This window comes from Bacteroides graminisolvens DSM 19988 = JCM 15093, assembly GCF_000428125.1.
GTDB classification, from domain to species: Bacteria; Bacteroidota; Bacteroidia; order Bacteroidales; family Bacteroidaceae; genus Bacteroides; species Bacteroides graminisolvens.
Genome location: NZ_ATZI01000010.1, coordinates 69,850 through 84,200, shown reverse-complemented (window position 1 = coordinate 84,200; position 14,351 = coordinate 69,850). Strand labels below are relative to the sequence as shown.

The window sequence follows — 14,351 nt, the reverse complement described above, 5'->3', positions numbered from 1 at the left end:
GCATCCGTATAAGGGCTTGAGCTGATTTCTGAAAAGAAGTCAGCTTTTCTTGTTTGTACTCCGAAACTATTCTATTTTATATGCTATGTGCCTTTAAATCACTTAATTATGGCACATATTATTGTATCCAAAACAGAGCTTTATAGCAAGCTATCAATTGTTTCAAAAATCATCAGTGGAAAAAATACGCTACCTGCGTATGATAATTTTCTTTTTGAAGTAGACAACGACTCACTTGTAAAGGTGATAGCCGGGGAAGATGGCGGACAATTATCTGCTAATATAGATTGCACAGCTGAAAACTTGTCCGGTACCTCATTCATGCTCAATGCCAAGACTATTCTTGACGGTCTTAAAGATATTCCTGAACAACCTCTTAAAATCGAAGTTGATACGAAAACCGTTTGTGTAAGGTATTCGAATGGACGCTTTGAAATGGCTGCTTATGATTCGTCTGAATATCCAAAGATAGCAATCAACTCTCCGGAGCCTCCTTATTCCATTCTTGGCTCAAAATTCCTATCAGGACTTAGGCAGGTCCAATTCTGTTGTGCGAATGATGAACTTCGCCCGGTGATGAATGGTGTCTTTCTTGATAAAGAGAGTGACCGAATTACTTTTGTCGCCACAGATGGTAGCTCATTAGCTTTATATGAAGAAAAGGTTGATTTTCAGAGAAAAGATAAATCATCCTTTATTCTGCCAGGTAAAATGGCGAGGATCTTATCAAAGATAACTTCGGCTGCCGAAGATGTTCTTATAAGTATTGGCTCAGATAATGTCTCATTTGAGTTTGCTTCTTTTGTACTTATATGTCGAATGGTAGAAGGCCGTTACCCCAATTACAGATCTGTTATTCCTGATAACCAAAATAAGGCTCGTTTGGCAAAGGATTCTTTGCTGTCTGCCCTGAAAAGAGTTTCAGTCTTTAGTAGTACTAGCTCATCTTTGGTCATTCTAAAATTTGATTCCAATAAAATCACGTTATCCGGAAGGGACTACGCTTTTTCGTATTCTGCTGAAGAGTCTGTAGACCTCATTTCCTATGATGGTAGTAAGATTGAAATCGGTTTTAATAGTAACAAGCTTATTGACCTACTCTCTAATGTTCCCACTGAAGAAGTGATAATCAGTTTAAATGATCCTTCCAGAGCCGGCGTTATTACTTGCCCGGATGAATCCTCAATTACTTATCTACTTATGCCATTATCCATTAATCAATAAACAGCTATGAAAACAACAAATCATTTCAAAAATACAATCCAATCATACTTAGAGGACCGTGCAAAGAGTGATGAACTCTTCGCCGCTTCCTATGCGAAACCTAATAAGAACATAGACGAGTGCTGTAACTTCATTTTAGGCGAGGTGCAAAAGTCCGGATGCAATGGGTTCTCGGATGATGAAATTTTTGGCATGGCCGTACACTACTACGACGAAGACGACATCAAAAACGTTAAGCCGGCTAATGCCAGGGTGGTTGTGAACCATACCATTGAATTAACCGAGGAGGATAAGCGCAAAGCTAAAGAAGCTGCTCTTAAGGAGTACGAGGCTAAAGAGATCAAGAAGATTGAAGAAGCCCGCAAAAAGAAGCTGGATAAGAAAGCTGAGAAAGTGGCTAAACAAGAAGTCGCACCATCATTATTTGATTTTGAAGAATGAAAGCAAGGACTAGATTACAACATCAAGTATTGGCACTTAGTCAAGGCTTGCGCAGCATAGAGCAATATATGCTTACATGGGCCAAAGTAGATTGCCTAGAGCATAAAGGATTTGCGACTAAAACGCGTGTTATCTGCATGGACTGTGGCAATTCTTTTTCTCCGGAATTAGTAAGCCGGAAGAAAGCAGTTTGCCCTCACTGCAATACTAAGTTAAAGATAGAACAGACAAGGAAAAGGACGGATGAACAGCGAACTTATATCGCATCTGCCGAACTGTATGGAGAGTTTCAAGTTATACGGAACTTTGAGCTACGTTCTTATCATAAGTCCGGTGAAGCTGCAAGCTATTACATCTCTGAAATATTGCAGCATTGGATGTTATCTAATGGCAAAAGAGAAGTTGTTGCTCGCAGGCATACTGTTAATTGGTATTGCGATTCATGGGGTGGATATATGGAGATACAAGACAAAAGTAATGAACGAAGATATGATGTATACCCTAAAAAGTTTCATCCAAGTTCAGTATTCAAAGCTGAGTATAGAAAGTATGGTATAGACAAAAATCTGGAAGGATTGACTTTTCTGGAAGCAATCAAACTTCTACCTAAAAGCCCAATAGCGGAAACCCTTTTAAAGGCAAAACAATATGATTTATTAAATCACTGCCAAGGTTATAGAGGTCGAGTTGATAGATATTGGCCATCTATTAAAATTTGCCTCCGGAATAAATATCGCATTAAAGATGCTACCATGTGGTTTGATTACCTGCAGCTGCTTGAACGTTACGGCAAAGACTTACGAAACGCTTTTTATGTGTGCCCTAAAAGTCTAAAAAAGGCTCATGACGGCTATGTTGCAAAGAAAAAGCGAGATGATGAAAAAGAAAGGAAGCAAAGGGATATGCAAAAGTTGCTTGCACTTAAAAAAGCAGCTGAAGATTACGTGAAAGATAAATCTGTGTTTTTTGATTTAAAGATTTCGGACGGAACGATAGTCATTGTTCCACTTAAGAGTGTGGAAGAGTTTAAAGAGGAAGGTGATAGAATGCACCATTGTGTCTTTACCAATGAGTATTTTAAAAAGAAGGACTGTTTGATTCTATCAGCTCGTATCGAGAAGAAACCAATTGAGACAATTGAGATCAATCTCAATACATTGAAAATAGTTCAATCCAGGGCTGTATGTAACGGAGAGTCAGAACACCACGATCGTATCATCCAGCTAGTGAAGAAGAATATAAACCTGATTCGTCAGAGAATAGCGTAAAACAACGATGACCTATATAGATTACATGAACCAATTTTGGAAGATGAATATGAGTGTTGAATTCAGCTCGAACGAAGCTTTTTTGTACTTCTATCTTTTAAATGAGTGCAATATTCGTGGTTGGCAGAATCCATTTGAGCATCCCAACAAGACAATCGTCCTCGCAACCGGTATGGCAGAAAAGACCGTGATTGAAGTTCGGAATAGATTGCAGCAAAAAGGATTAATTGAATTTGTATCAGGAAAACGTAATGTCAAATCTCCCACTTATTACTTACTTGACGTAAGTAGAAAAGGAAGTAACATGGTAAGTAAAACGGGAAGTAACTTGGTAAGTAAAGAGGTAAGCTCTTATAAGAATAAAGAGATAAGAGATAAGACTCTCTCTCCCACGCGTACGCGAGAAAGCCATGCCGTTGGAGATTTATTTCCAGATAGCGATGTATTTGAAAAATCGCTGGAAGAATGCTTCGATGAGTTAAAAGCAAATCAGCCCTGGAAGGAAACCGTATGCATGAACATTCGAATACGCGATAAAACTTTTATGCCGGCTGATTTTGACCAGTACTTGAAAAGCTTCTTCCAGAAGCTCGCTAACGAGGGTGAGACTAGAAAAGCGCCCAAAGATGCTATGAGCCATTTCTCGAGATGGCTGGATATTAAACTTAAAAGCAAAAAAGATGGAAAACAACAAGAAAAATGGATCGATACAGCCGATAGGAAGCCTGTTAGGGTGCGTTCGGTCGACCTCTGATGTGCAGATAGCACCAGATCATCAGGAACAGAAGAAACAGGCCGATTTGTTTAAGGCAGCTTGTGTCAAAGAATGCCCCTCGTTTGAAATCAGCGACATAAACAGATCGATCATGAATGAGATTTACCTGTATGCTGTGGGGCGTAGTACGAAGCTAGATTCATCTAAAGGGCTTTGGTTGCATGGCCCTATCGGTACCGGGAAATCAACCATCATTCAAATACTTCGAACGTATGATTTCCTTTCGAAGCTGGATGATGTAGGATGGTTCTCTACCGGGGGATTCTCAATCGTCTCGGCATCATTGGCGGCAAACATGTATGTCAGCAAAGGGCTTGATGGTCTCAATAAGATGACTTACAATGATGCTAAGCCTGTAACGGTTGCCTTTGATGAAGTGGGGCGGGAACCGTATCCGGTGAAACATTTTGGTACGGAAATGAATGTCATGCAGTTTATCTTTCAAACTCGGTATGAGTTGAGATATAAATGCCTGACTCATGTTACCACGAACATGAAGCCTGAAAAGATAGCGGATGTATATGGAGACTACATTGCCGATCGGGTGAATGAGATGTTCAATGTGATTAAGATCGATGGGGAAAGCAGGAGATAAACCGTGAATTACATATCCTGTATACCTGAAAAACTTTATAATTTTATGTCAAGCACAGCAGTGAATAATTACATAGCAAAAAGATACGATAGGTGGTTAGATTATGCATCGTACCATTGTGGCCTAGTAGGTATTTCAGATGAGGCTCATGATGTTTTAAATGAAGTGCTTTGTTCGCTTCTTCAGAAAAGCGACAGGCTGCTCGAAAAACTTCTTTCAACCAAGAAGAATGGATATACAGAACTTGATTTCTTTGTTTTGAGGATGATTAAGCTTAATGTTACGTCGCCGACTTCGCCATATCAGAGTAAATACAAACGGATCCCGGCAGATGATAATGCAGACTATTTACGTATGGACATAGAGGATGTTCCGGACAATGAAATAGATACACCGGGAATTACGCTTGAAAGAATGCATCAGGTACGTGAAGTTTTTGAAAGTCTTGATTTATCACCTCTTGCAAAGCGAGTATTTGAGTTCCATTTCTTCCAAGATAATAATTTCTCTGAATGGGTAGGACCGGAAAGTCAGAAGCAACTTTATGAAATTTACAATGGGGTGCAATCTCTGATTAAGCAGAAATTATCAGGAGAGTTTATCTTCTGATAATTTCTGCTGAAATATTTAAACAATAAAATCGTTGTGATTGTTAGCAATGTGTATTATTATGCGTACCACCCAGATAGTTGTAGATAGCACCTTTTCTCGGTAGTAGCTTCGTCTGGTGTCCACCATCGTGCTAGAGATACACGTATCAACGTGCCACTAGGTATTTGATCTACTGCAGGCTGAAATCCCACATAAGGAATAGATATACTTCCTGCGAATGGAGATGGTCCCAACGCATAACTATAATAGTTTTTTTCAGAATGAGTTGTTCTTGTTAAATTTTTGTCGGATATCCAGAAAGCAACACTCTGTTCTGGTATATTATCCGCATTAATATAGGCACTTCCATTTTGTGTTTTTTTTAGAGATCCCTGAAAGAGTTGTTCTAAATTATCATTACAGATTCTGACTCCTCTTTCTGTTATATACTCTATTAAGTCAGTGTTACTGTTTAGAGTTCTCCTGTATTCCATTGATTGTACAAGAACATCCTCTGAGTGTGGAAGAATAGGATTGCTTCTTGGGGAGAAAGTTACGTTGTATATTTGTCTTACTTCCAAAGTAGAATCACTAGGTTGATGATGTGAGTGATTATCTAGTAATCGTACAAATCTACCATTATTGGCAAGGCCTCCAACACAAACTCCATTCTTCATATGAGTTTTTGAAACAATTAGTACCTCCATGACTATAAGTTTTTTATAAAGTTATTATATTTAAGGTGTAATGCATTTGCTACAATAGATCGGTGACAAGCTTCTGCTGTTTCTTCAACGCAAAATAAGACTACGTTTGTTGCAGCAGAAGAAGTTTCCAAATTTGTTATAAAAGAGTCAAAATCAAAGGTCGATAAAACCTTATTTTTGTATTCTAATTCAAAGTCTTTACTTATTTGAACTCTATTTGATTTTGAAATATTGTCTTTTTTATCTGTTTTCTTTTGAATATTTCGGATTTCAGATGTTGGTGCTAAATTGGGTACGTATAAATACCTGATTCCACATTCTTTTAGTTTTTTCTGTAAATATAGACTGTTTACATAGGCGTATTTCTTTCCTCTTACTCCTCTTCGTTGTCGAATATCACAAAACGTATCAATTTTATTCTCTTTCAGTTTATCAAAGAATGATTGTTCTGTTGAACCGTATACGCCGATAGTGTAAAATCTCATATTCTAGATGTATTTTTTTCTTGATGTTAAATTGTCTTCTCCAAATAGAGTTGTAAGGCCATCTCCTTTTGTTATTTCTGAGATTACCTGTATCTGTGTTTTTTCTTTAGATACACCAATGATATGTCTAAGTTCTATACCAACCTTTTGTAACTCAACTCCAATAAGCTTAGCTCTGTGGCAATCTTTAGGGTTGCTCTCGCTACACATAACACAAACTTTATATTTTTTTTCATTTGCATCTTGAAGGCGTTTTAATCCTTCTATGAAAAAGTCTTTAGTCTTCAGTATGTTATAATCAACTTTATTGTTTTGCGTGTAACATGACCGATCAGAGGGCAATCCTCCCAATGAATCACCCATAAATCCATATTTTATGCCTCGTGTCTCTATTGCCAACTTTAATAATTTTTGATTAAACATCTCGTTGAATTTAGAATATGGTTTTGAACGAATATCAATTAAAAATTCAATCCTAAAGCTTTCTAGCTCCAATATGAAATCGTTGATATCTTTATTGCCATATCCGATAGAGAATATGTTATTTTCTAGTGCCATGAAAACCTGTTATTAATTGAATTAAATATTATCCTCTCTATACAAAAATATGAAAAAAATCGCTTCAAAGTATTCTAAACCTATTATTTTCATAATAATTTTCTCCCTTTTTATATTTTACGATAAAAAGGCATGGAAGATATAAAGTTAGATCCTAAAAACTTTCGTATTCATAACGACCGGAATAAAAATATCATTCGAAAGAGCCTCGAAGATTGTGGAGCCGGTCGTTCTGTCCTGATGGACAAAGAAAACTACCTGATAGCCGGCAACGGTGTGTATGAGCAGGCAAAAGCGCTTGGCATACCGGTGCGTGTTATTGAAACCAACGGAAAAGAGTTAGTAGTAGTTAAGCGCACGGACCTATCTCTTGAGGATGAGCGTCGCAAACTTTTAGCATTGGCAGATAACCATGCTTCGGATACTTCTGAATTCGACATGGACCTAGTTATAGAGAACTTTTCCGAAGAAGTACTGAAAGACTGGGAATTTTCTCTTGATGATATAGACTTATCCGATGAATTGCCCGCATCTACCACAAAACCCAATAATGTAGCTGAAAGATTTATTATTCCTCCTTTCTCTATACTTGATGCCAAGCAGGGAAGATGGCAGGAGCGTAAACGTGCCTGGTTATCTCTAGGTATAAAGAGCGAAGAGGGCAGAGATAAAGAAATTACCTATTCTCGTTCAGCTCAGAATCCGGCAATTTATGAAGTGCGCAACAGAATGCGTGAGAAGCTTGGTTATGATCCTTCATGGGATGAAATAACGGAATATTGCAAAAAGCATGATATTCCAATGCTGGATGGTACCTCTGTCTTTGATCCGGTTCTTTGTGAGCTTGCATACCGATGGTTTAATATTCCTGCAGGAGTTATTCTTGACCCGTTCGCCGGAGGTTCCGTTCGTGGGATAGTAGCTGCAAAATTAGGAATGCGCTATCGAGGAGTTGACTTGCGTCCGGAACAGATTAAAGCAAATTATGAGAATGCGGCAGAAATGCAGCCACCTTTCACGGAGAATGACTGTCTGGTTTGGAAGTGTGGTGATAGTCGTGATATTGATCAGCACTACGCTGGTCTGAAAGCCGATATGATATTTAGCTGTCCGCCTTATGCTGATTTGGAGGTTTATTCAGACGATCCACGCGACTTGTCGAATATGGAATATGAGGAGTTCTTGAATGCCTATAGGACTATAATTCAGAAGAGCTGCTCATTGCTCAAAGAAAACCGTTTTGCCGTATTTGTAATAGGGGAGGTTCGTGGGAAGAATGGAGCGTACTATAACTTCGTCGGCGATACAATAAACGCTTTTCTTGAAGCCGGCTTACATTACTACAACGAGATGATTCTTGCTACACAGATAGGTTCTCTGGCCATGCGCGTGACAAATCAGTTCAACCATTCCCGGAAGATAGGTAAAACGCATCAGAACGTTCTTGTCTTCTTCAAAGGGGACTTGAAACAAATTCCATCGTTATACCCAGAGCTTGATTTCAGGGAAGAGGATTTAATTGGAGAAGATATTTAAAGTAAACTTGTGTGAGATGGAACCCTGAAAGAACGTGAAGAGTAATCGCGATGCTTGGATGTTTTTCTTCGAAGTACAAGGAGATAGGGGTTCCTTGGATTTAATTATTAACTTTGTCGGCATGAAATAAAACTATACCGGCATGCAAACAACAGCATTTATGATCTACAAAGAAGTACTTGAAAAAAGATTGGCTCGCAAAAAAGAACAGCTGGCTAACTTAGAAGGAATAATCAATAGTGGCAGTGAAGTAACTGGTGTTGACAAGCGGAAGTACATAGAATTGAAAGCAGTTGTCAATGAGCTTGAGAACTGCTTAGATATAGCTGAGTCAATGATAAAATTGGAAAAGTAATAAATAATAAAGATATGGATAATTTTATTCTGCTTTTTGATGAGATAAAGGACCTTGCAGTTGAGCAACTGGTGACTAAAATCAAAGAATCGAATAAAATAAAGGTGAAAGATATAAGATTAATTGATCTTCTACATGATAGACGTAGCCTATTAGGGGTTTATATTTTTTTTGATGAAAAGGATATTCCTATTTATGTCGGAAAATCAAGTAGTCGTTCCATCTTGGAGAGGCTTGCATCTCATTTTGATACAAGATCTAATGCGTTCTTTAACAACTTTCTTCGAAAAATAACGGAGAAAGATAAGCTGAATATTAATGATGAGAATCTAAAAGATGCGTATGCGAAAGCTATAAACTTTAATCTTGTATTTTTAGACTACCCGTCCAAAGAACTAATTGTATCCATCGAGAAACAACTAATTAAAGCCTTGAACCCTATATATAATAGAAGAAGATAAACTATTTTGCTGTTAAATAGATTAATAAGGGGAGTTACTGAAAAGTAGTTCCCCTTTTATATTTTAGTTAAAAAAGCAATGGCAAAGTATAACAAAAAAATAGTCGATAATATCTGTGCGCTCATCCGTACCGATAGTTATACTATTGCCGAAATCTGTGAGAAGGTTGGAATCGTCAAAGATACATATTACAGTTGGCTTAAAACAAAATCGGACTTTTCGGACGCTATAAAAAAGGCTGAAGATGAATTTAATGACTTAATAATTGCTGAGGCTAAGAGATCCCTTGTGAAGATGATTCGAGGTTATACGGTTCAGGAAAAGCGGACCGTGACAGCTGACACCGGAAAGAAAGACGATAATGGAAAACCTATTGTCCGAGTAAAGGAGCATGTAGTTACTGATAAACATTACCAACCGGTTCCGGCAGCCGTAATCTTTGCTCTTACCAACCGTGATCCTGATAATTGGAAGAATAGACAGGAGAATAAAGTATCTGGTGAAGTCGGTATTAAGAGCAGCTTGGAAAGCCTGTCCGATGAAGAACTTCAAAAGATTGTTGATGGTGATGAAACAGACCAAGAGAGAAATACTGATTCGTAAAGCCGAAGCAGCAATTATACTGCGCAAGCGAGAGGCCCGGAATAACTTCTGGGCTTATTGCTTATATATGGACCCTAAGTTCTTCGCTAAGCGTCCGTTCTTGAGATTAGTCGCTGAGGCGTTTATGCGTGTTTTCGTTGCTTATTCTAATAATGTGATTTATCGCCTTGCTGTGAGTATGCCACCTCGAGCCGGAAAATCTTACATAACGTCACTTTTCATCTCTTGGATGTTCGGTCACTTCCCGGAAGAATCTGTTATGCGTAATACATGCGCTGATCCGCTATACAATAAACTCTCTTATGATACACGTGATATTATTCGCTCGCGTAAGTATAAAGAAGTCTTTCCTGAAATAAAGCTGAGATCGGATAAACAAAACGTTCACGGTTGGAGTCTTGAAAAGGCCCGGCAGGTATCGTACTTTGGTGCAGGTGTCGGTGGTACTGTAATCGGCTTCGGAGCTTCTATGTTGGCCGTAACGGATGACTTGTATAAATCACTTGAGGATGCATTGTCTGACAACAACAATGAGAAAACGTGGAGTTGGAAGCAAGGTACACACGATTCACGTATTGAAGGCAATTGTTGTTCTATCGATATTGGAACCCGTTGGTCTGCTAATGATGTACTTGGCCGCTTAGAAGAGTCCAGAGATGGTAAATACTACGATGAGATCATTCGTATTCCAGCCTTGGATGAAAATGATAAATCTTTCTGTGAGGACGTGCATACTACCCAGTATTATCATGAGCTAAGAGCCGAAACGGATGATGCAATTTGGGCTGCTGAATATATGCAGGAGCCGTATGAAGCCAAAGGTTTGCTATTCCCGAAATCAGGACTTAAGCGCTTTAAATTAGCAGATGTAAAAGGGCGGCAGCCGGATGGACGTATTGGAGCTACTGATGTGGCAGATGAAGGTGATGACTATTTTAGCTCTCCTTTTGCAGATGTTTTTGGGACAGAACTATACATTACAGACGTATTGTTTACGAAGGATGCTGTTGAAATAACCATGCCACGGTTATCACAAATGATTCTTGATACCGGATGTGATCAGATGCGTATTGAATCAAATAATGGCGGGCGTATATTCTCTATTAGTGTTCGTAAAGAAGTGCAAGCAAAGGATGGTAAATGTATAATTCAGGCTCGCCCAACAACCAAGAACAAAGAGACTCGTATCCTTATGAAATCCGGATGGGTGAAAGCGCACTGCCACTTCTTGGATGAAACGGAGTATGCCAAAGGATCCGACTATTGGTGGTTTATGAAATACCTTACTTCTTACAAGAAAGAAGGAGGTAACGAGCACGATGATGCACCGGATAGTTTGACTATTCTTGCAGAGTTCTTTGAATCACTTGCTGGCAATATCAAGGGTGAGCAGAAAAGAAAAGTTGCTAGAGGGACAGGAATTAGATAAATTTTATATCTTTAGCCGCAAATTTAAAAAGTTTTCAACAATGAATATTTTAGATCTAAAAGCTAAAGCTGAGAAAATAATAGATGACATTAAAAATAATGGTGTTTATCTTAAAGAAAATACCTTGATAGATTATAAGTTAGAGTTGAAACTTAGTCCAGAAGCTAATGAAATCGTGATCTTTCTTAGAAACTTTGCTAAAGACATATTGGCTTTCGCAAATAAAAACGGTGGGATTTTATTTCTAGGTTTTAATGAAGACAAAGCGACTGGAACTATAACTGATGATGGCTTAAAAGAGGATAATATAGTGATATTACAGAAAATTGATTTAAAAAATCTTTGTGATCAATTTACTAAAATATTTGATTTGCAAATAAATGTAGATATACAAATGTTTAATATTGCAGCTCGTAGATTTTATTATGTTTTAATTGAGAAGCATAATTCAGTGCTCATACCCAAGAATGATTATCCTGAATATGACTTGAAAAAAGGTGATGTAATATATAGAGGTGCAGGTAACAATTTGAAAGCAAATGGTAAAACTTCTGAGTTTAATACTTTTATTGAGACTAAAGTAAATGAAAAAAATCAGGAATTTATGCGAATATGGTCTAGTTTATTTCCTGAGATTTTTGATATCAATCCAAGGGAAATATTAATTATAAATCCGTTGCTAGGTAGAGTTTATGGATATAATTCAAAGAGTAACTCCTTAATGAGTGCAGATCTTGATATTGATAACTCTCCTGAAGGTCCGATTAATGTAGTTCTTAATGCCATTTCTGCTGGAGAGATAGGGAAAATTTCTACTGATGAAGGTAAGCCAATATATAAACTAATCGGAGAAATAGTTGTAAAAAAAGATAGGTCAAGAGAGTCTACATCCATGACTACAATTCATGCCGAAATTAAAGATAAATGTGATTACAAGATTTCTAATATACAACTAAAACAGGTAATGCATCATTTAAAATGGGTAAATAACCCAGCCTTTAATATTGGCAAACCTGAAAGTGATGATATTAACCCAGAATTTTCAGAGTTTATTTGGATTGAATCAACCGATGATCTAAAGAATACGAAGAAGGTTTTCTTTTCACCTAATGCTGTAAATGAACTTTTGCCAACAGTAAATAATATTGATAGTCAAATTGAAATTTATGGTACTCCTTTAAAGAAAAAAGAATGATTAAATTTTATTGTTAATTATTTCTTCATAGATTTTTTGTAGAATTGTAGTCGAAGTCTAATTTAAATGATAAATCATTTTTTATTCTGGCAATGATCATTTTGACAGTCTTTCCATTTAGGAAATATATACATATATAATTTTGCGGTTAGATTATATATAGAGAGAGTTACAATAATTGGAGTAAAATATATAGTAACATCAATTTGATGGTTCCTTTTATTACATCTTTAGCCAATTCATTGATGCTTTCTACTGTTCTAGACTTAATCCATCTAAGGATCGGAGATTGGATATGCTTTTTATTGCAAGGTCTATTGCTTTTTTTATGATTTCTTTTTTTCTTAGACATAATTCATAGATTAAAAATTGAAATCGACAACGCCCTGCCTCGCCCTGCGAAGTTACCAAATAGTGATTGTGTATTAAAGGACAAGAGAAAATAGAGTTATAGCGTTCAAAATATATCAATTTGCTTCTTTAATAGAACTATTGGGCTTGTTTTCATACTATTTTTACTTATATATCGTTAAATTAATATTTGTTTCAGGATACTTTTCCGACGAAAAAGGACAAATTAGGCATTTTGGTCGGAGACTTTTAATTAGGTAAAGTGTATGCATCTTATATTTTAAGAGAAAAGAATATGCCGGATATTTATTCTATTCTCGCGAAAAACAAAGAAAACTTTGGGCAGATAGTAAGTGAACTATCTGTAGATACAATTGAAAACCGTACGCCTGTAGAATACAAGGAAGAGTATAACGGTGAACGCAGACGACGTAAAACCTCTGTAGGATGGCGTGAACCTAAACGTCTTGAGGTTTATTCCGATACACTTGTAGATGCCAAGGGAAATCCTATACGCTTAGATGATAAGATTGTTGATGTGGCTCGTATCGTCACTAACTTTCCAAAGAAAACGGTGCGTACTGCAGCTGCATTTATGATGGGCGGAAAGATGAACATCAACGCCGATAATCAGGATGATGGTTTTAACGAGTTTAAGAATGTATGGACCAGGAGACTTAAAATGCAATCTATTTTAAAGTGTTTTGCACGAAAGGTAATGTCGGAAACTAAAGCGGCCATTGTGTTTTATCCTGCCACCTCTGTACATTGGAGCGGTGCAAAAACGACTACTCTTAAATGCAAAATACTTTGCCTCCCGGATAAAGATAATGTTCTGTATGAATTCTATCCACATTTTAATGATGATGATGATATGGATGCTTTTATGCATCGTCACCATGTTCTTTCTGATGATAATATGGTCAGGGAACGCGTTATTATTTGGACTAGAGAAAGAATCATTACTGCCATGCAGACATGGGGAGGGTGGGAAGTAAAAGAGGTTGTTAATCCATTCGGTCTTATCCCCGTTGTGTATTCAGAGCTGAATGCTCCGATATGGGACGAAGTAAATTCAATAATGGATGCGCGTGAGATGAGGCTTTCTCGTATGGCCGACACTAATGATTATTTCTCAGAGCCTATATTAAAGACTTTTGGTGATACTGATCTTCCGGGGAAGAATACAGTAGGAAAAGAGATATCTTTCCCTGTTAAGGTTGACCCTGATACAGGTAAGGAATTTCACGGTGATGCTGATTATCTGGCTTGGCAGCAATCTATTGATTCGGTAAAGGAAGAACTTAGTGAAACGCGTAATGAACAATTCAGTGGAACATCTCAACCTGATTTATCATTCGATAATTTAAAGGGCATCGGTAATATATCGGGTGTCTCACGTCGATTTATGATGATCGATGCGGAAATAATGGCCAGCGAGAACATGGAAGTTTTTGGACCGGCTATTCAGCGGTGCGTTTCTATTGTATGTGCGGGTATTGCCAATATTACCAATATCAAGTATCGACAGCAACTTATAGATAATTGGATTACTGTGTCATTTGATTCCATCTTACCGAAAGATCCAGTGGAAGAGGCCAATGTTCTTTCTATCGCTAACGGTGGAAAGGCTTTTAACTCACAACAAACGGTTGTTTCTAAATCTCCGTTAACACCTCCGGGAGACGTTGAGGGAGAACTTAAACGAATGGAAGAAGATGAGGTGAAAGCGGCAGAAAGAAATAATATGGTTGGTATGACATTTGGAGGAGTGTAA

The 14,351-nt window shown here is 37.5% G+C and carries 16 protein-coding genes; 13 read left to right on the top strand and 3 right to left on the bottom strand.

The window, feature by feature from the left end; genetic code table 11:
• The first annotated feature begins 108 nt into the window (after positions 1 to 108).
• From dnaN to C511_RS0109165, 6 genes are read left to right on the top strand one after another with little or no spacing between them, the layout of a single operon-like run.
• Positions 109 to 1,224 (top strand): DNA polymerase III subunit beta, encoded by a 1,116-nt coding sequence (dnaN, locus tag C511_RS0109190; protein WP_034782084.1) that lies wholly within the window; start codon positions 109 to 111, stop codon positions 1,222 to 1,224.
• Positions 1,225 to 1,230: 6 nt separating this feature from the next.
• Positions 1,231 to 1,665, top strand: coding sequence for a PcfK-like family protein (locus C511_RS0109185; RefSeq protein ID WP_027318076.1), 435 nt, complete (start codon positions 1,231 to 1,233; stop codon positions 1,663 to 1,665).
• Positions 1,662 to 2,933, top strand: a complete 1,272-nt coding sequence (locus C511_RS0109180) for a PcfJ domain-containing protein (RefSeq protein ID WP_027318075.1) — start codon at positions 1,662 to 1,664, stop codon at positions 2,931 to 2,933. The genes C511_RS0109185 and C511_RS0109180 overlap by 4 nt, the downstream gene beginning before the upstream one ends.
• Positions 2,934 to 2,958: 25 nt before the next feature.
• Positions 2,959 to 3,687 carry a DUF7833 domain-containing protein gene (locus C511_RS0109175; protein WP_211227689.1) on the top strand — a complete coding sequence of 243 codons (729 nt, stop codon included), beginning with the start codon at positions 2,959 to 2,961 and terminating at the stop codon, positions 3,685 to 3,687.
• Positions 3,614 to 4,303 carry a P-loop NTPase family protein gene (locus tag C511_RS0109170; RefSeq protein ID WP_226992582.1) on the top strand — a complete coding sequence of 230 codons (690 nt, stop codon included), beginning with the start codon at positions 3,614 to 3,616 and terminating at the stop codon, positions 4,301 to 4,303. Before C511_RS0109175 ends, C511_RS0109170 begins: the two co-directional genes overlap by 74 nt.
• 45 nt (positions 4,304 to 4,348) lie before the next feature.
• Entirely contained in the window at positions 4,349 to 4,912 is a 564-nt protein-coding gene (locus tag C511_RS0109165) for a hypothetical protein (RefSeq protein WP_024997491.1), read from the top strand.
• 59 nt (positions 4,913 to 4,971) lie between these two features.
• Here the strand turns inward: C511_RS0109165 and C511_RS0109160 are convergent, their stop codons facing one another.
• Genes C511_RS0109160 through C511_RS0109150 form a run of 3 tightly spaced genes read right to left on the bottom strand, consistent with a single transcriptional unit; the run spans position 4,972 to position 6,644 of the window.
• Positions 4,972 to 5,601: a dual OB domain-containing protein gene (locus C511_RS0109160; protein WP_024997492.1), complete on the bottom strand. Its 630-nt coding sequence runs from the start codon at positions 5,599 to 5,601 to the stop codon at positions 4,972 to 4,974.
• A gap of 2 nt (positions 5,602 to 5,603) precedes the next feature.
• The gene (locus C511_RS16600) at positions 5,604 to 6,086 is read right to left on the bottom strand and encodes a DUF488 domain-containing protein (protein WP_024997493.1); all 483 of its coding nucleotides are present in this window, start codon (positions 6,084 to 6,086) and stop codon (positions 5,604 to 5,606) included.
• Between the two features lie 3 nt (positions 6,087 to 6,089).
• On the bottom strand, positions 6,090 to 6,644 hold the full coding sequence (locus C511_RS0109150; RefSeq protein ID WP_024997494.1) for a DUF488 domain-containing protein: 555 nt from the start codon (positions 6,642 to 6,644) through the stop codon (positions 6,090 to 6,092).
• Positions 6,645 to 6,776: 132 nt separating this feature from the next.
• Between C511_RS0109150 and C511_RS16595 the strand changes: the two genes are divergently transcribed.
• From C511_RS16595 to C511_RS0109115, 7 genes are all read left to right on the top strand, one after another.
• The gene (locus C511_RS16595) at positions 6,777 to 8,180 is read left to right on the top strand and encodes a hypothetical protein (RefSeq protein WP_051260499.1); all 1,404 of its coding nucleotides are present in this window, start codon (positions 6,777 to 6,779) and stop codon (positions 8,178 to 8,180) included.
• Between the two features lie 142 nt (positions 8,181 to 8,322).
• The gene (locus tag C511_RS0109140) at positions 8,323 to 8,535 is read left to right on the top strand and encodes a hypothetical protein (RefSeq protein WP_024997496.1); all 213 of its coding nucleotides are present in this window, start codon (positions 8,323 to 8,325) and stop codon (positions 8,533 to 8,535) included.
• 14 nt (positions 8,536 to 8,549) lie between these two features.
• Positions 8,550 to 8,996: a GIY-YIG nuclease family protein gene (locus tag C511_RS0109135; RefSeq protein ID WP_024997497.1), complete on the top strand. Its 447-nt coding sequence runs from the start codon at positions 8,550 to 8,552 to the stop codon at positions 8,994 to 8,996.
• 78 nt (positions 8,997 to 9,074) lie between these two features.
• A complete protein-coding gene (locus C511_RS16590; RefSeq protein WP_024997498.1) occupies positions 9,075 to 9,599 on the top strand; it encodes a phBC6A51 family helix-turn-helix protein in 525 nt (174 codons plus the stop codon).
• On the top strand, positions 9,559 to 11,028 hold the full coding sequence (gene terL, locus C511_RS0109125) for a phage terminase large subunit (RefSeq protein ID WP_024997499.1): 1,470 nt from the start codon (positions 9,559 to 9,561) through the stop codon (positions 11,026 to 11,028). Before C511_RS16590 ends, terL begins: the two co-directional genes overlap by 41 nt.
• A 40-nt stretch (positions 11,029 to 11,068) precedes the next feature.
• Positions 11,069 to 12,223 (top strand): ATP-binding protein, encoded by a 1,155-nt coding sequence (locus tag C511_RS0109120; protein ID WP_027318074.1) that lies wholly within the window; start codon positions 11,069 to 11,071, stop codon positions 12,221 to 12,223.
• 646 nt (positions 12,224 to 12,869) lie between these two features.
• On the top strand, positions 12,870 to 14,351 hold the full coding sequence (locus C511_RS0109115; protein WP_024997500.1) for a phage portal protein: 1,482 nt from the start codon (positions 12,870 to 12,872) through the stop codon (positions 14,349 to 14,351).

Coding starts and splice junctions, on each gene's coding strand:
- dnaN (WP_034782084.1), top strand. CDS start 109: ATGGCACATATTATTGTATCCAAAACAGAGCTTTATAGCAAGCTATCA.
- C511_RS0109185 (WP_027318076.1), top strand. CDS start 1,231: ATGAAAACAACAAATCATTTCAAAAATACAATCCAATCATACTTAGAG.
- C511_RS0109180 (WP_027318075.1), top strand. CDS start 1,662: ATGAAAGCAAGGACTAGATTACAACATCAAGTATTGGCACTTAGTCAA.
- C511_RS0109175 (WP_211227689.1), top strand. CDS start 2,959: ATGAACCAATTTTGGAAGATGAATATGAGTGTTGAATTCAGCTCGAAC.
- C511_RS0109170 (WP_226992582.1), top strand. CDS start 3,614: ATGGAAAACAACAAGAAAAATGGATCGATACAGCCGATAGGAAGCCTG.
- C511_RS0109165 (WP_024997491.1), top strand. CDS start 4,349: ATGTCAAGCACAGCAGTGAATAATTACATAGCAAAAAGATACGATAGG.
- C511_RS0109160 (WP_024997492.1), bottom strand. CDS start 5,601: ATGGAGGTACTAATTGTTTCAAAAACTCATATGAAGAATGGAGTTTGT.
- C511_RS16600 (WP_024997493.1), bottom strand. CDS start 6,086: ATGAGATTTTACACTATCGGCGTATACGGTTCAACAGAACAATCATTC.
- C511_RS0109150 (WP_024997494.1), bottom strand. CDS start 6,644: ATGGCACTAGAAAATAACATATTCTCTATCGGATATGGCAATAAAGAT.
- C511_RS16595 (WP_051260499.1), top strand. CDS start 6,777: ATGGAAGATATAAAGTTAGATCCTAAAAACTTTCGTATTCATAACGAC.
- C511_RS0109140 (WP_024997496.1), top strand. CDS start 8,323: ATGCAAACAACAGCATTTATGATCTACAAAGAAGTACTTGAAAAAAGA.
- C511_RS0109135 (WP_024997497.1), top strand. CDS start 8,550: ATGGATAATTTTATTCTGCTTTTTGATGAGATAAAGGACCTTGCAGTT.
- C511_RS16590 (WP_024997498.1), top strand. CDS start 9,075: ATGGCAAAGTATAACAAAAAAATAGTCGATAATATCTGTGCGCTCATC.
- terL (WP_024997499.1), top strand. CDS start 9,559: ATGGTGATGAAACAGACCAAGAGAGAAATACTGATTCGTAAAGCCGAA.
- C511_RS0109120 (WP_027318074.1), top strand. CDS start 11,069: ATGAATATTTTAGATCTAAAAGCTAAAGCTGAGAAAATAATAGATGAC.
- C511_RS0109115 (WP_024997500.1), top strand. CDS start 12,870: ATGCCGGATATTTATTCTATTCTCGCGAAAAACAAAGAAAACTTTGGG.